Below are 15,514 nucleotides of genomic sequence, written 5' to 3' on the forward strand. Positions count from 1 at the left end.
AATGACCCGCTCCCATTACCGGCTCGGCGCGACGATGCCGGGGAAGCGCGGAGAGCGTTGTAATGCAGTCAATGTGCATACAATACTAGATTGTATTGACATTGAATGCGGGCGGATTATTTCTTGACTGTAACGTCGCGTGCGCGTGGTGCGCTGGCGTGCAGGAGTGCCGCCATGTCGGTCCGTTCTTCTACCGTCCGTTCTTCCACCGTCGGTTCGTCGGGTGCCCGTCCCTCGACCGTGCCGATGCAGTCCGTCCGCCTGCCCTCCGTGCCGGTGGCCGACCGCCATTACCCCAAGCTGTCGCCCTTTGAATGCGGCATGCGGGGCTGCTGCCCGCGCTGCGGACAGGGCCGGCTGTTCGACGGCTTCCTCAAGCTGGCGCCGCGCTGCGAATCCTGCGGGCTCGATTATTCCTTCGCCGATCCCGCCGACGGGCCGGCTTTTTTCGTCATCTGCTTTGTCTGCGTGCCGGCGGTGATCTTCGGCCTGTGGCTGGAGGTGGCGTTCCAGGCGCCCTATTGGGTGCATCTGGTCACCACCCTGCCGGTGCTGCTCCTCACCTGCATTCCGCCGCTGCGCCCGCTCAAGGGCTGGCTGGTGGCGAGCCAGTATTACTACAAGGCCGAGGAGGGGCGCCTCGTCACCGGCGACGCTCCCGAGGCCGGCTCAGCCACCCGCGACTGAAGCGGATGCCGGCGCGGTCTCGTGGAAGCGGGCCGGCCGCACACCGGCGCCCGCCAGATCTTCCTCGCAGGCTTCCGAGCGGAAATAGGCGAGTTCCCGCTCACGGGGTTCCAGCAACGGGTCGAGCCGGCGAAGTTCGTCATCGACGATGCCGGGATGGCAATGCACCAGCACCCGCGTGCCGGGGCCGGCGAGGCTTGCCCGGAACACGGCGCGATAGGGCGGATCGGCGGTGAAGCCGTAGAGGCCGCGAAAACTGTCATTGGTGGCGATGCCGGCCTTGGCCGCCTGCGGCGCGCTGCCGGCCGCAAGCGTGCCGACGATGAGCGCCTTGCGCAGCCCGAGCTTTCGCTGGCGCGCCCATGAGGCGGGCTCCGTGCAATTGCGCAGCCAGGGCAGGCGGGCGCCATAGCGCTGCGTCAGTTCGGCGATGAGGATGGCGCGGATGCCCGGCAGCGCATGGGCGTGCTGGTGGCCGTCGATGAAATCCGGTGGCGCGCCCCATTCATCCTCGAACGCATCGAGCTGGGCGCGCAGTTCGTCCCGCAACGCGGCGCGCGGCAAGGCGCCGGCGAGCGCACGCAGCACCAGCGGGCCGATCTCCGGCAGGCGGCCATCCCGTGCGAGGCCCCGTGCCGGTGAGAGTGCGCGCTGGCCGGTGAGGGTGAAGTGCAGGCCGATATCGGCGGGGTGGCGCGCCACCAGCGCCTTCAGCCCGGACGCTCGCCGCTTCCAGCCGGGCAGCCCGGTCATGGCGCCGGTGGCGGAGAGCCGGCCACGTTCGATAAGCTCCTCGATCGCGGTGCTGACGCCATCGCTCAACCCGTAATCATCGGCACAGATGACAATTGGTTTCAGAATTTTGCCCCTGTCTCGGCCGACAAACAAAGTTCACAATCGGCGCCTACTTCAATGCAAGCTTCGCGAAAGTTGGCACGTGTTTACTATAGGTAAGAGTGTCTTACCTGACGTAAACATCGCCGCTGGCGGGTCCGCAATCAAGTAAAATCAGCTTGAAAACATGATGACAGCTTCTCCTAGGTGGCCGGGCCTGATCTCGATCGTGGTGCCTGTATATAATGAGGCGCGCTGCCTGGCGGCGCTGCATGCGCGCCTGTGTGCGGTGCTCGATGCCTATCCCGGCCTGCAGCGGGAGTTCGTCTTCGTCGACGACGGCAGCTGCGACGGCAGCTTCGAGCTGCTGGCGACGCTGGGCACGCAGGACCCCGCCGTCAAGGCGCTGCGCTTCGCCCGGAACTTCGGCAAGGAGTCGGCGATGGCTGCCGGGTTGCGGGCGGCGGTGGGCGACATCGTGGTGCTGATGGATTCGGACCTGCAGCACCCGCCGGAGGTCATCCCCGAGATGATCGAGCGCTGGTGCGGTGGCGCACAGATGGTGACGGCGGTGCGCCGCTCGCGGCGCACCGATCCCCTGGGGCGCCGGCTGTTCTCGCGCGGCTTCTATCATTTCTTCCACGCGCTGTGCGAAGTCGAGATTCCCGAGGGCGCGGGCGATTTCCGCCTGTTCGACCGCCGGGTGGTCGACGCCATCAACGCTCTGCCCGAGCGCAACCGCTTCATGAAGGGCATCACCAGCTGGGTCGGCTTCCGTCAGGAAGAGGTCGAGTTCGAGGTCGCCGAGCGCGCCGGCGGGGTGAGCTCGTTCAACACGCTGCGACTGCTGCGCTATGCTGTCGACGGCCTCTCCTCCTTCTCCATGGTGCCGCTGCGCGTGTGGTCGCTCGCTGGCGTCATCCTCGCCGGCCTGTCGGGGCTTTACGGGCTGTATCTGCTGGGTGAGGCGCTGGTCTTCGGCGTGCGCACGCCCGGCTTCCCCACCATCATGGTCAGCATGCTGTTCGTCTCCGGCGTGCAGCTCATAAGCCTCGGCGTCATCGGCGAATATGTCGGGCGTATCTTCACCGAGGTGAAGCGTCGTCCGCTCTATCTCATCGCCGACGAGATCGGCTTCGCCCCGCCGGCGGCGCTGCCGGCCGCGTCGCTGCATGCCGAAGTCCGAACCGCGCCGGCGCTGGTTCCCGAGGGCTTCGCCTCGTGACCTTCTCCCCCACGTCCGATCTTCGCGTTGCCCCGTCCGCCAGACTGGGCTCCCCTTCTCTGGCCCGCCTCGCCAGTCTCGCCGTCTTTGCGGCGGTGGCGGCCTTCATCGTCTTGACCTTCCGCGACTACGGCATCAGCAATGACGAGCCGGTGCAGCATACCTATGGCCAGCTGCTGCTGGCCTGGTATGCGAGCGGCTTTACCGATGACCGGGCGTTCCACTACATCAACCTCTATCTCTATGGCGGGCTGTTCGATCTGATCGCGGCCGGCTTTGAGCCCTATGTGCCGCTGCCGCTCTATGAATGGCGCCATCTGCTGGCGGCCGGCTTCGGCTTTGTCGGCCTGATCGGCACATGGCGGCTGGCGACCCGCCTCGGCGGCGAGGGGGCCGGGGTGGTGGCGGTGCTGCTGCTCGCCGTCACCGGTATGTATGGCGGGGCGATGTTCACCCACACCAAGGACGTGCCCTTCGCCGCCGCCATGGTGTGGAGCCTGTATTTCATCACCGCCTTCGCGGGCGAAATGCCGGCCGTGCCGCGCTGGCGCACCATGCTCGGCCTCGGCGTCGCGATCGGCTGCGCGCTGGGGCTGCGGGTTGGCGGGGTGTTCGCGGTTCTCTATCTCGCCGTGACCCTCGGCGCGGCGATGCTGCTGCTGCGGGATGCGCGCCTGTTCGTGCGGCTGCTGCCGCGGCTTCTGGTTGCGGGCCTGGTCGCGCTCGCCATCATGGCGGTGACCTGGCCCTGGTCGCTGCTGCCGCCGACCAACCTGTTCAAGGCATTGGGCGCCTTCAGCCATTTCAGCTTCGATCTCAAGACGCTGATCAACGGTCAGCTGCTGCCGATCGACCAGCTGCCGGCGACCTATATGCCGGAATATCTCCTCATCAAGCTGCCGGAGGTGACGCTGTTCGGCCTGCTCGCCGGGTTGGCCCTGGCGGCTTGGGCGCTGGTGACGCGCCTGCGCGCGCCGCGTATCCGCGCAGGTCTGGCCGCCACCGGCCTGTCGCCGCAGCACCTGCTCCTCGCTTTGCCGCTGGCGCTGGCGATCCTGGTGCCGGTCGCGGTCGCGGTGCTGACCGATCCGCCGCTTTACAACGGCATCCGGCATTTCCTCTTCGTGCTGCCGCCGGTGACGGTGCTGGCCTCGCTCGGACTGGTTGGCGCCTTCCATGCGCTGAGCCGGCAGGCGCGGCTGGCCGGGGCGGCGTTCGCCCTGGCGGCGCTGGGGCTGTTTTTGTTCAACGCGTCGGTGTTGTGGCGCCTGCACCCTTACGAATATGTCGCCTATAACCAGCTCGTCGGCGGCACGCCGGGGGCGTGGGGACGCTTCGAGGGCGATTACTGGTCGTCGAGCCTGCGCGAGGCGGCGCTGGCGCTGCGCCACGGCATGGAGCGCGAGAAGCCGCCGGCCCATCCCTACAAGGTCTCGGTCTGCGCCGAGGACGTGCAGGCGCTGACCTATCTCGGTCCTCGCTTCGAAGCGGTGGAGGACTGGGAGGACGCCGATTTCATCCTGACCGCTCGCCATGTCGGCTGCGATGCGGCGCCGGGCCTGCCCTATGCGACGGTGAGGCGCATGGGGCTCGCTTTCGCTTCGGTGCGGGACCAGCGTCTGCGGCACATGCCGGTGGAGGTGCCGGACCAGGACGATGACGGGCCGGACCTCAGCGCCCCCGATGGCGATGCGCCTGTCGTCTCGCAGAATGGCGGCCCGCAGGGTGCGGGGCCGCAGGTCGCCAAGGCCAAGCCGTGAGCGAACCCTTCATGAGGCATCGTTCCACACGGAGCCCGGCATGAGCGAAGCGACGATGGGCCGGAAGGCCGCGCTTCTCGCGCGGCTGCGTCATCTTCTTCTGTTCGCCGCGCTCGGCGGTGTCGGCACGCTGGCGCAATATGTCGTGCTCATTGTGCTGGTGCAGAGCGGCCTTGCCGGGCCAGTGGTCGGTTCCTGCGCCGGCTTCGTGATCGGCGGGCTGGTGAACTACCAGCTCGGCCGGCGGCTGGTGTTCAACTCTTCAAAGCCGCATGGCGAGGCCATGGCGAAGTTCTTCACCGTTGCCGGCATCGGTCTGGCACTGAACGCGCTGTTGATGACGCTGCTCACCGGGCCGCTGGCCGCGCCCTATCTGCCGGCGCAAATCCTTGTCACCGGGCTTCTGGTGCTCTGGCACTATGCCGGCAACGCCTTGTGGACATTCCGGGCGGCGCAACCCCCGAAGCAGGGGTGAGCCTTTTAAACACGGCTTGACTCTCGGCGCGGATGGAGTCGTTTTAGATGGAACAAAGCATGAACATATGAGCGCCCCATGGACCCGATCCGCGATGTGGCGGCGCTGCGGAAGATGCTCGCCGGGCTGGAGGCGGAGCGTCTGCCCGGCGTCGAACAGTTCTTCTCCCTTGGCGCCGCCGGGCCGGAGGAAGGCGGCGTGCGCCTCGCGCGCGGCGCCCTGCACGAGGTGCAGGCGCGGGCCAGCGCCGACATGCCGGCCGCGACCGGATTCGCGCTGGCGCTGGCTCTGCGGGCCCTGCGCCGCGACGGCGCGGGGGAGGGGCGGCCGTTGCTCTGGGTACGCCAGGACATGGCGGATGCCGAATTCGGCCGGCTCGACGCGCCCGGCCTTGCCGCGCTCGGCCTTGACCCGGCCCGCCTCATCCTGGTGCGGGCGCGCGACGGGGCGGAGGCGCTGCGCGCGGCCGGGGACGCGGTGCGTTGCGCCGGGCTGGGCGGGCTGCTGATCGAAATCTGGGGCACGCCGAAGGCGCTGGACCTTACCGCGACGCGCCGCCTCGGGCTGCGGGCGGCGTCCTCCGGGGTGACGAGCTTTCTGCTGCATCGGGCGGCGCAGGCCGCGCCGACGGCGGTGGCAACGCGCTGGCAGGTGGCGCCGGCTGCCTCCTTTCCGCTGGAGGAGGACGCGCCGGGCGCCCCGGCCTTCCACGCCACCTTGCTGCGCCATCGCGGCGGCGAGGGCGGGCGGCCGGTAGAGGGCGGCGACTGGAAACTGGAGTGGGACCATGAGGCCTTTACCTTCCGCGACCTCGACCCGCTATCTCGCGCTATGGTTCCCGTTCCTGCCGGCCGACAGGATCGAGCGGCTGCGGCGCAAGCGCGGGGGGGCGAGGTCGTCGCGCTGCGCCGTACCGGCTGAGGACGGGAGTGCCTTATCTCCGGCAGGCCCTCTGGCATCCTCGCCGCTGGTCTTCGTCGAGAAGGTGCAGAACGCGCTGCGCCTCGCCGCGCTCGACCGGGCCGCACGCCGGGCGGGGCTCGCGCCCGGGCTGACGCTGGCGGATGCGCGCGCGCGCGTGCCTGATCTCGCCGTGCTCGACCACGACCCCGCCGCCGATGCCGCCTTTCTGGAAGAGGTGGCGGATGATTGCGACCGCTGGACGCCGCTGGTGGCGCTCGACATGCCCGACGGCGTGCCGGATGGGCTGATGCTCGACATTACCGGCTGCGCGCATCTGTTCGGCGGCGAGGCAGCACTGCGCGCGCGGCTGCTCGCCCATCTCCAGCGCCATGGCCTCGGGGCGCTTGCCGTCATCGCCGGCACGCCGGATGCCGCACGGGCGCTCGCCCGTTCCGGCAAAGGCGGCGTGGTGCCGCCGGGCGGAGAGGCGTCGGCGGTCGCCGGCCTGCCCGTCGCCCGGCTGGGGGTGGGCGCGGAAATCGTCACCGGACTGTCCCGCGCCGGGCTCAAGACCATTGGCGACCTCGCCGCCCGCCCCGGCACGCCGCTCGCCGCCCGCTTCGGCATGGAACTGCTGACCCGTCTCGCGCGCACGCTGGGACGCGAGGATGTGCGGCTGGTGCCGCGCCGCCCGCTGCCGGAATGCATTGCCGAGCGGCGCTTCGCCGAGCCTATCGCCCGCACCTCCGATATCGAGGCGACGCTCGCCTTGCTGGTGGACGACCTCGCCTTGATGCTGGAGGCGCGCGGAGAGGGCGGGCGAGCCTTCGAGGCCGGCTTCTTCCGCACCGATGGCGCCGTGCGGCGGCTGCGCATCGAAACCGCACGGCCGCTGCGCGACGGGGCGGCGCTTGCCCGGCTGTGGCGCGAGCGGATCGAGGCGCTGGCCGACCCGCTCGATCCCGGCTTCGGCTTCGATCTCGTGCGGCTCGGCGTGTTGCGGGCCGAACCCCTCACCCCGGCGCAGGTGAGCCTCGACGGCCGTGCGGTGGAGGAAGAGGAGGTCGCCGCGCTGATCGACCGGCTCAGCGTGCGGCTGGGCCGCGAGCGGGTGCTGCGCTTTCTTCAGCGCGACACCCATGACCCCGATCGCGCCAGCGTGCTGGTGCCGGCGGGCGGCGCGCCCGCGCCATCGGCGACCCCGCCGGATGTGCTGGCGCGCCCGCTCACCCTGTTCGACCCGCCGCAGCCGGTGGAGGCGCTGGCCGAGGTTCCGGACGGCCCGCCTTTGCGCTTCCGCTGGCGGCGGGTGGTGCACGAAGTCGCCCGCGCCGAAGGGCCGGAGCGGCTCGCTCCGGAATGGTGGCGCCAGCCGGCGGCGGCCCCGACGCGCGACTATTACCGGGTGGAGAACCGCGAGGGCCGGCGTTTCTGGCTGTTCCGCGCCGGTCTTTACGGCCGCGAGGCGGCGGGCCCCGCCGGCCAGCCGCGCTGGTTCCTGCACGGCCTGTTTCCGTGAGGCGGGGATGAGCGCGCCCTTCTTTGCCGAACTCGTCGCCGCCTCGAACTTCTCCTTTCTGCGCGGCGCCTCGGCCGCCGGCGATCTGGTGGCGCAGGCGCTGCTGCTCGGCCATGCCGGGCTCGGCCTCGCCGATCGCAACACCGTCGCCGGCGTGGTCCGGGCGCATGCGGCGGTGAAGGAACTCGCCGAGCGCTACGCCGCCTTCTGGACCGCGCGGCGGAACGGGCATCCACCCCCCGCGCCGGCGGGGGTGGAGGAAGACGATCTCCTCACCCGCGTGTTGCGCCACCGGGCGGAGGCGGCCGCCGATGCCGGGCGCGCGGCGGCGCTGCCCTTCACCCTCGCCGTGGGCGCGCGGCTGGTCTTTGCCGACGGCACGCCCGACATCGTCGCCCATGCGCGCTCGCGCGCCGGCTGGGCAAGGCTCTGCCGGCTGCTCACACAGGGCAATTTGCGGGTCGGCAAGGGGGAGTGCCGGCTGCTCCTCGACGACCTTCTGGCCGATGCCGGCGGACTTTCGCTCATTGTCATGCCGCCACATGATATGCCGGCTAAGAATCTACCCGATCTGATGCCACTTCTGGCCCGGCTGAGGCAAGCGGCGCCTGGCGCGCTGTGGCTCGGTGCCACCATGCGCCGCCGGGGCGACGACCGGCGCCGGCTGGCGGGGCTCAAAGCGCTGGCGGCCAAGGCGGGCGTGCCGCTCCTCGCCACCAATGACGTGCTCTACCATCATCCCGATGAGCGCGATCTGCAGGACGTGCTCACCTGCATCCGCGAGGGCGTCACCGTCGAGACCGCTGGGCGGCTGCTGGAGGCCAATGCCGAGCGTCATCTGAAAGGCCCGGGGGAGATGGTACGGCTGTTCCGCGCGGCGCCGGAGGCGGTGGAGGAGACCGCCGCCTATCTCGCCTGCCTCGATTTCTCCCTCGGCGAACTGAAATACGAATATCCGGAAGAGCCTGTGCCTCCCGGCTACACCCCCCAGCAGCGGCTGGAGGAACTGACTTTCCAGCGTGCCGCCATCCGCTATCCCGAGGGCGTGCCGGACAAGGTGGAACGCCAGCTCAAGGTGGAACTGGGGCTGATCGGCGAGCTCGGCTACGCCCCCTATTTCCTCACCATCCGCGACATCGTCGATTTTGCCGAGCGGCGGGGCATTCTGTGCCAGGGGCGCGGCTCGGCGGCCAATTCCGCCGTTTGCTACGTGCTCGGCATCACCGCCGTCGACCCAGCGACCAGCAACCTGCTGTTCTCCCGCTTCATCGCCCGCGAGCGCAACGAGCCGCCCGATATCGATGTCGATTTCGAGCATGAGCGGCGCGAGGAGGTGATGCAGTACATCTATGCGCGCTATGGGCGGGAGCGGGCCGGCATCGTCGCCACCGTCATCTCCTACCGCCCGAAAAGCGCGATCCGCGATGTCGGCAAGGCGCTCGGTCTCACCGAGGACATTACCGCCCGCCTCGCTGGCACGGTGTGGGGTAGCTGGGGCAAGGAGATCGACCAGCGCCAGGCGCGCGAGGCGGGGCTCGACCCGTCAAACCCGATGGTGGCGCGGGCCATCGGCCTCGCCACACGCCTGCTCGGCTTTCCCCGCCACCTCTCCCAGCATGTCGGCGGCTTCGTGCTGACCCAGCACCGGCTGGACGAGACGGTGCCGATCGGCAATGCGGCGATGAAGGACCGCACCTTCATCGAGTGGGACAAGGACGATATCGATACGCTCGGCCTGCTCAAGGTCGACGTGCTGGCGCTCGGCATGCTCACCTGCATCCGCAAGTCGCTCGATCTCCTGCGCGCGCATGAGGAAATCGACTGGGGCCTCGCCGAAGTGCCGCGCGAGCAGCCCGATGTCTACGACATGCTCTGCGCGGGCGATTCCATCGGCGTGTTCCAGGTGGAGAGCCGGGCGCAGATCAACATGCTGCCGCGCCTGAAGCCGCGCCGGCTGTACGATCTCGTCATCCAGGTGGCTATCGTCCGTCCCGGCCCGATCCAGGGCGATATGGTGCACCCCTATCTGCGCCGACGCGACGGGCTGGAGACGGTGGAGTATCCCTCGCCGGCCCCGCCGAACCCGCCGGGCGAACTGCGCGAGGTGCTGGAGCGGACGCTCGGCGTGCCGCTGTTCCAGGAACAGGCGATGCACCTCGCCATGGTGGCGGCAGAGTTCACCGATGCAGAAGCGAACCGGCTGCGCCGCGCCATGGCCACTTTCCGCCATAACGGCACCATCGGCACTTTCCAGAAGCTGCTGGTGGAGCGCATGAGCGCGCGCGGCTACGACCCCGCCTTCGCCGCCCGCTGCTTCGAGCAGATCAAGGGTTTTGGCGAGTATGGCTTTCCGGAAAGCCACGCCGCCTCCTTCGCCAAGCTGGTCTACATCTCCGCCTTCCTCAAATGCCGCTATCCCGCGATCTTCGCCTGCGCGCTGCTCAATTCCCAGCCTATGGGCTTCTATGCCCCGGCGCAGATCGTGCGCGATGCGCGCGAGCACGGCGTGGAGATCCGTGGCCCGGACGTGAATTTCAGCTTCCACGACAACACGCTGGAGCGTGACGCGCCGGGCGTGCCGCTGGCGCTGCGGCTCGGCCTGCGCCAGCTCGACGGCTTCAAGGAGGAATGGAGTGAGCAACTGGTTGAGGCGCGGGCGCGCGGCTTCCTGCACGATGTCGAGACGCTCGCCCACCGCTCCCGCCTCCCGGCGGCGGCGCTCGCCAAGCTGGCGGATGCCGATGCCTGCCGCTCCATGGGGTTCGACCGGCGCGAGGCCGCCTGGGCCATGCGCCGCCTGCCGGACGATGCGCCGCTGCCCTTGTTCGCCGCGGCCGAGGCGCGCGAACTCGGCAGCGATGCGGATGCGTATCTGCCGCTCATGCCTTTGCCCGAGCAGATCGCGGTGGACTATCAGACCACGCGCCTGTCGTTGAAGGGCCATCCCATGGGCATGCTGCGGCCGGTGTTCGCGGCCGAGGGCGTGGCCTCCAGCGCCGAGGTCGCGGCGGCGCGGGACGGGGTGCGGCTGCGCGCGGCCGGCATCGTGCTGGTGCGCCAGCGGCCGGGTAAGGGCAACGCCATTTTCATGACGCTGGAGGACGAGACCGGCATCGTCAACGTGTTGCTGTGGACCCGCCAGTTCGAGCGCTACCGGGCGGAAGTGATGGGCGCCCGGCTCGTCGTGGTGGAGGGACGGGTGCAGAAGAGCAAGGAGGGCGTGGTGCATGTGATGGGCGAGCGGGTGTTCGACCGCACGGCCGAACTTGCCCGCCTGTTCGAGGATGTGCGCGCCATGCCCTCGCCGCAGGCCGATCCGGGCGAAGATGTGCGGGGGCAGGGAAAATCCTCGCCGCCCGGGCATCTGCTCGCCGGCCGCCGTTCCGGGCAGGGCCATCCCCGGCAGGTGCGGGTGCTGCCAAAATCGCGGGATTTCCATTGAAGGCCCCGCCCGCCCGGCCTGTCGCGTGCGGCCGGTTCGGTGCTAGACGGGGAGCGACATAGGAGGAGGCATCCATGGCGCAGCGCTTCGACGATTGGGAAAAGGACGACAAGGGCCATCTGAAGGTGTGGCCGATGCTGGCCTTCACCACCGCCCTTTTCGGCACCGACAAGGTGGGCCTGCGGCTGGAGATCGGCACCCAGCAGCCCAAGCCCGGCGAGCCGGTGCCGGCGCTGCAACTGGTGCTCGATCCCGCCCAGGTGCGGCAGCTGGCCGAAGCCCTGGCCGAGGCCGAAGCGCGCCTCGCGGATGCCCGCTTCACCAACCTCGCCACCTCGCGCCCCGGCAACGCCTGAGGCGCCGGCCTCGCACGGCCCGGTCCCGGTGCGGCCCTGCGGGCTGTCCGGTGTGAGGCGGCGTGCTGTCAGCCCCCGCTACGCCGCGAGGAACTGCGCGTCGGTCTGGTCGAGGCGGCGGCGGATCTGGGTGACGATGAGCTGCTCGTCGGGCAGGCAGTTGTCATAGGTCAGCCGCTCGCCGGCTTTCACCGGCTTCAGCACCCGCGCCCGTTCGGCAAGGCCCAGCGGCAAGGCGAAGCTGTCGCGCGCATCGCGCCAGCTCATTGTGTAGCCGCGATAATCATATTCGCCGATCTTGCCGAGGACATCCCCCGGCTTGAGGTCGCGCTTGGCCACCGCCGTGCACTCGGCGACGGGATGATCCAGCACCTCCATGTCGCGCGTGCCGTGCATCACCGCGCGCACCGCCGAGAGCGGCACTTCCAGGCTGGTGAGATGGTAGGGACGGATCAGCGCGAAGCAGGGGCCCGGCCCGACCTTGAGGTCGGCCATGCGCTCGATCACCCGGTCATGGCGCGGCTTGACGATGCAGAACACGCCCGGCGCCACGCCCTTGCCGAGGGTGAAGTCGACCACGCCGGAGCGCGAGAGGATGCCACCATCCTCCTTGGTGCACAGCACCTGCGCCAGCACGTCGCGGTCGGCATGCGGCCCGTGCATGCCGGGCACGTCGGGCACGAGGCCGGTGGCGTTGGCCAGCGCCGTCATCTCCACCATGGTCTTGGAGCCGTCGACGAACTCCACCAGCATGCGCGGATTCATGTTGCGCGCCCGCGCCTCTTCCTCGAACTCGTCGGGAATGGCGTCCGGCTTGAAGGCGTTGTTCTTGGCCTTGCCGGCACAGACAATGTCGAAGCCCAGAGCCTGGGCGAAGCCGATCAGCTCGATGGTGGCGGCCGGCTCATCGCCCGCCGCGCCGGTGAGCACCACGCCCGCCGCGCGCGCCTCCTGCTTGAGATAGCGGCCGATGGTGATGTCGGCCTCCACGCTCAACAGCACCACATGCTTGCCGTTGCGGATGGCCTCCAGCGAGACGAGCGTGCCGATGTTCGGGCTGCCGGTGGCGTCGATCACCACGTCGATATGGCCGGAAGCGCACATGGCGGTGTAGTCGTCGGTGATGACGAAGTGCCCGGCTTCGATGGCGCGATCGATCGCGGCGCTGGTCCCGGCGGTGACGATGTCCTCGCGGCGGTGCCCGGCCATGAGCGCGGCGTCGATTGCCGCCTGCGCGTTCAATTCGGTGACGGCGCCGATGCGCACGCCCGGCATGAGCGCTGCCTGCACGATGAGGTCGGTGCCCATCTGGCCGGCGCCGGCGAGGCCGATCGTTACCGGCCCATGCTTGGCGGTCCACTGTTCCAGTTCGGCGGCGATCCCCGTCCGCACGATCCCGCCAGCACCGAACCTGTTTGCACCGAGCATACGCCCAATCCTTCCCTGAGGCGCGCCTGCGGCTTTCGGCGCAAGCGTCATTGTTCTTCGGTACTCGACATTTGTTCCGAGGCAAAGAGCGCGTGCGACCGCATCCCGCGCTTCCGCGTTTCAATAGGCGGCGCCGGCCTCTTCCAGTACCGCCGCAGCGGTGATCTCGTCAGTGATGAACACGGTGGGACGCAGCATGCGCAGAGCGGCAAGCACCGCCCTGGCTTTGCCCGGCCCGCCGGAGGTGAGAATGCGCTCGGGTGTCGCCTGCAGTGTCTCGATCGGGATCGACATGACGCGGGTGTTGATGGGGTGGTCGACCGGCCGACCCTCAATATCGATGAAGTTATAGACCACATCGCCCACCGCGCCGGCGGCGATCAGCGAGGCCCAGTCGGCCTCGGAGAAGAAGCCGAAGCGTAGCGAGGTGCTTTCCGAATCCATCTCGCCGACGCTGAGCACCACCGCGTCCATCTCGCGGGCGAGGTTATAGACGGTGCCGAGGCCGCAGCGCTCGATAAGCGCCTGCTTGGTGGCGATGCTGTCGACGATGGCGGGGGCGGCGATGAGGTGGCAGTCGGCCTGGAACAGCCGCGACAGCTGCCAGGCGAATTCCGACGGGTTGTACTGCTTGGCCTTGGTGATGCCGCCGAGCAGCGAGATGACCTGGAGGTTGGAGACCGTCTTCTCGTCGATGAAGCCGAGCGCGCGCATCAGCGTGCGGCCCCAGCCGAAGCCGATCTTCATGTCGGAGCGGATGAGGTCGGAGATGAACAGCCCGGTCGCCGCGCCGATGGCGCTGGTGGCGTCGGCGAACGGGCCGGAGACGGGGGCGACCACCGCCTCGCGCAGCCCGAACGCTTTCTGCAGCCCCATTTCCAGCCGGGGCAATTCGGCGATCTCGCGTGAAAGCGAGATCTTTACCTCGTTGAGCTGGCGGGCATCGGCGAGCAGGCGAACCACGGTGACGCGGCCAATGTCCAGCGCCTCGGCGATGGCGCTCTGGGTCATGCCCTCGACATAATACATCCAGGCCGCGCGCAGCCGCAGCCGCGCCGAGCGCCGTCCGGTCGGGCTGAGATCGGCGAGTGAGGGGGTCTCGCTCAGGCTGCCCGGCCTGGTCGTCGCAGCTCCACCCGACATGAACACCTCACCCCCCGACGAAAGTCTCCCGGTTGCTATAGAGGAGCCGCGCGCCATCTTCAAACCAGGCGCCTCGGCGACGCGGGGAAATGGGCTGACGTTACGCAAAAACCCGCTTGTCCGCAGTCCCCGGCGGGCGCACCCTATCGGCTCGGGGTACGCATGGTTGCACGATGTCCAGCACTGACGAGACGCTTCAGCTCAAGGATTTTCTCTGCTTCGCGGTTTATTCGGCCAACCACGCGTTCAACCGCGTCTACAAGCCGATGTTGGACCGGCTGGGCCTGACCTACCCGCAATACATCGCCATGGTGACGCTGTGGTCGGAGGAGGGGCTCACCGTCGGGCAGATCGGCGACCGGGTGCTGCTGGAGACCAACACGCTGACCCCGCTGCTCAAGCGGCTGGAAGCGGCCGGGCTGGTGCGGCGGCTGCGCGACGCGGCCGATGAGCGGCAGGTGCGGGTCTATCTCACGGACAAAGGGCGCGCCCTGCGGCACGAGGCCGAGCGGGTTCCCGGTGAGATGGGCGTCTGCCTCGACCATGAAACCGAGAATCTGCGCGCCCTGACCGACGACCTCAGCCGGCTGCGCGACCGGCTGCTGACGCGGCTCAAGCCGTAGCGCCGGACGGCGCGTCCGGCACCGGCAAGGCTTCCGCTTCCAGTTCGATCTGACCTTCGATGAACCGGCGATGCCGCGTGATCTCCCCGGCGAGAAAATCAAGAAAGGCACGCACGCGCGGTGAGTGCCGCAGGTCGGGATGGGTGAGCAGCCAGAGATCGGCGGCATAGTCATCATCCGGCGGCCCGAGCCGCACCAGCGAGGGCCGGGCATCACCGATGAAACAGGGAATATGCGCGATGCCGATCCCCGCCTCCACTGCCTCGGCGAGGCCGAGCACGCTGTTGATCTTGTAAGCGACCTTGTCGGCGGCGACGTTTTCCTGAACGAACTTCACCGTCTTCAGCGAGCCCAGGCTGTCGCCGAGCGACACCCAGTTGCATGTTTCCAGCTGCTCCGGCGTCACCGCCCGCGGTTCGGGGAAATCGGCAGCCCGACCATACAGCGCCCAGGCGATGCGGGCGACGCGGCGGCCGACGAGATTTTCCGGCGGATTATCGGTGGCGCGAATGGCGACATCCGCATCGCGCTTGGAGAGATTGAGCGGCTGATTGCTGAGCACGATGTCGAGCCGCACTTCCGGGTAGCGATCGCGGAAGGTGGCGAGCATCGGCATCAACAGATGGATCAGCAGTGAATCCGGCGTGGTCACCCGGAGTTCGCCGGAGGGCGCAGGCTCACGGCCGGCCAGCTTGCGGCCGACGGCAGTGATTTCCTCATCGAGCCGGTTGGCGAGAGCCACCATCTCCTCGCCGGCGGGGGTGAGCGCGTAGCCGGTGCGGTGGCGCTCGAACAGCACCGTGCCGAGCTGCTCTTCGATCTGCTTGAGCCGGCGGAACACGGTGGAATGGTTGACCCCCAGCGTCATCGCCGCCGCCGGCAGGCCCTTCGCATCCGCCACCGCCTTGATCAGCCGGAAATCGTCCCATCCGAGATTTTTGAACGGTTCGGCCATGCTGCTCCCCGAATGTGGCGATGACGGATGGCGGCGCACGCGCGCCTCTCAGGCCCGCCTGCCACGCACGAACGATAGCAGCACAGATGAGATTGCGTCAACGCAATTGATAGGGTCTGGCATTGCGCTGTTGCCGGGTTATCTCTTGTCGCAACGGAGCGCGG

At 68.9% G+C, this 15,514-nt stretch carries 13 protein-coding genes; 9 read left to right on the plus strand and 4 right to left on the minus strand.

The genetic code is table 11. The features are described 5' to 3' along the window. The first annotated feature begins 276 nt into the window (after positions 1-276). A complete protein-coding gene (locus J2S75_RS06440; protein WP_307019162.1) occupies positions 277-687 on the plus strand; it encodes a DUF983 domain-containing protein in 411 nt (136 codons plus the stop codon). On the opposite strand, the gene J2S75_RS06445 is transcribed toward J2S75_RS06440, so the two are convergent. Beyond that, positions 670-1,509 carry a ChbG/HpnK family deacetylase gene (locus J2S75_RS06445; protein ID WP_307018981.1) on the minus strand — a complete coding sequence of 280 codons (840 nt, stop codon included), beginning with the start codon at positions 1,507-1,509 and terminating at the stop codon, positions 670-672. The genes J2S75_RS06440 and J2S75_RS06445 overlap by 18 nt on opposite strands. A gap of 199 nt (positions 1,510-1,708) precedes the next feature. Here J2S75_RS06445 and J2S75_RS06450 point away from each other — a divergent pair, with 199 nt between their 5' ends. The 7 genes from J2S75_RS06450 to J2S75_RS06480 all read left to right on the plus strand — a co-directional run bounded on the left by J2S75_RS06450 (position 1,709) and on the right by J2S75_RS06480 (position 11,201). Then, positions 1,709-2,746: a glycosyltransferase family 2 protein gene (locus tag J2S75_RS06450; protein WP_307018982.1), complete on the plus strand. Its 1,038-nt coding sequence runs from the start codon at positions 1,709-1,711 to the stop codon at positions 2,744-2,746. Continuing rightward, positions 2,743-4,506, plus strand: a complete 1,764-nt coding sequence (locus J2S75_RS06455; protein WP_307018983.1) for a glycosyltransferase family 39 protein — start codon at positions 2,743-2,745, stop codon at positions 4,504-4,506. Before J2S75_RS06450 ends, J2S75_RS06455 begins: the two co-directional genes overlap by 4 nt. 40 nt (positions 4,507-4,546) lie before the next feature. Continuing rightward, positions 4,547-4,981, plus strand: coding sequence for a GtrA family protein (locus J2S75_RS06460; protein WP_307018984.1), 435 nt, complete (start codon positions 4,547-4,549; stop codon positions 4,979-4,981). 78 nt (positions 4,982-5,059) lie between these two features. Beyond that, positions 5,060-5,902: an ImuA family protein gene (locus tag J2S75_RS06465; protein ID WP_307018985.1), complete on the plus strand. Its 843-nt coding sequence runs from the start codon at positions 5,060-5,062 to the stop codon at positions 5,900-5,902. 64 nt (positions 5,903-5,966) lie between these two features. Next, positions 5,967-7,403 (plus strand): Y-family DNA polymerase, encoded by a 1,437-nt coding sequence (locus J2S75_RS06470; RefSeq protein WP_307019163.1) that lies wholly within the window; start codon positions 5,967-5,969, stop codon positions 7,401-7,403. Between the two features lie 7 nt (positions 7,404-7,410). Continuing rightward, on the plus strand, positions 7,411-10,845 hold the full coding sequence (locus J2S75_RS06475) for an error-prone DNA polymerase (protein ID WP_307018986.1): 3,435 nt from the start codon (positions 7,411-7,413) through the stop codon (positions 10,843-10,845). A 74-nt stretch (positions 10,846-10,919) separates the two neighbouring features. Then, the gene (locus tag J2S75_RS06480) at positions 10,920-11,201 is read left to right on the plus strand and encodes a hypothetical protein (protein ID WP_244379300.1); all 282 of its coding nucleotides are present in this window, start codon (positions 10,920-10,922) and stop codon (positions 11,199-11,201) included. 78 nt (positions 11,202-11,279) lie between these two features. On the opposite strand, the gene J2S75_RS06485 is transcribed toward J2S75_RS06480, so the two are convergent. Then, entirely contained in the window at positions 11,280-12,629 is a 1,350-nt protein-coding gene (locus tag J2S75_RS06485) for an NAD(P)H-dependent oxidoreductase (protein WP_307018987.1), read from the minus strand. 120 nt (positions 12,630-12,749) lie between these two features. After that, on the minus strand, positions 12,750-13,772 hold the full coding sequence (locus J2S75_RS06490; RefSeq protein WP_307018988.1) for a sugar-binding transcriptional regulator: 1,023 nt from the start codon (positions 13,770-13,772) through the stop codon (positions 12,750-12,752). A 173-nt stretch (positions 13,773-13,945) separates the two neighbouring features. Here J2S75_RS06490 and J2S75_RS06495 point away from each other — a divergent pair, with 173 nt between their 5' ends. Beyond that, a complete protein-coding gene (locus tag J2S75_RS06495; RefSeq protein ID WP_307018989.1) occupies positions 13,946-14,395 on the plus strand; it encodes a MarR family winged helix-turn-helix transcriptional regulator in 450 nt (149 codons plus the stop codon). Here the strand turns inward: J2S75_RS06495 and J2S75_RS06500 are convergent. After that, positions 14,385-15,350 carry a LysR family transcriptional regulator gene (locus J2S75_RS06500; protein WP_307018990.1) on the minus strand — a complete coding sequence of 322 codons (966 nt, stop codon included), beginning with the start codon at positions 15,348-15,350 and terminating at the stop codon, positions 14,385-14,387. The genes J2S75_RS06495 and J2S75_RS06500 overlap by 11 nt on opposite strands. Positions 15,351-15,514 lie beyond the last annotated feature (164 nt).

The organism is Ancylobacter polymorphus, from assembly GCF_030813495.1.
Lineage (GTDB): Bacteria > Pseudomonadota > Alphaproteobacteria > Rhizobiales > Xanthobacteraceae > Ancylobacter > Ancylobacter polymorphus.

What these genes read in the sequence shown, in the direction of transcription:
- J2S75_RS06450 (WP_307018982.1), top strand. Translation starts at nt 1,709, where the DNA reads ATGATGACAGCTTCTCCTAGGTGGCCGGGCCTGATCTCGATCGTGGTG.
- J2S75_RS06475 (WP_307018986.1), top strand. Translation starts at nt 7,411, where the DNA reads ATGAGCGCGCCCTTCTTTGCCGAACTCGTCGCCGCCTCGAACTTCTCC.
- J2S75_RS06490 (WP_307018988.1), bottom strand. Translation starts at nt 13,772, where the DNA reads ATGTCGGGTGGAGCTGCGACGACCAGGCCGGGCAGCCTGAGCGAGACC.
- J2S75_RS06485 (WP_307018987.1), bottom strand. Translation starts at nt 12,629, where the DNA reads ATGCTCGGTGCAAACAGGTTCGGTGCTGGCGGGATCGTGCGGACGGGG.
- J2S75_RS06480 (WP_244379300.1), top strand. Translation starts at nt 10,920, where the DNA reads ATGGCGCAGCGCTTCGACGATTGGGAAAAGGACGACAAGGGCCATCTG.
- J2S75_RS06465 (WP_307018985.1), top strand. Translation starts at nt 5,060, where the DNA reads ATGGACCCGATCCGCGATGTGGCGGCGCTGCGGAAGATGCTCGCCGGG.
- J2S75_RS06495 (WP_307018989.1), top strand. Translation starts at nt 13,946, where the DNA reads ATGTCCAGCACTGACGAGACGCTTCAGCTCAAGGATTTTCTCTGCTTC.
- J2S75_RS06500 (WP_307018990.1), bottom strand. Translation starts at nt 15,350, where the DNA reads ATGGCCGAACCGTTCAAAAATCTCGGATGGGACGATTTCCGGCTGATC.
- J2S75_RS06460 (WP_307018984.1), top strand. Translation starts at nt 4,547, where the DNA reads ATGAGCGAAGCGACGATGGGCCGGAAGGCCGCGCTTCTCGCGCGGCTG.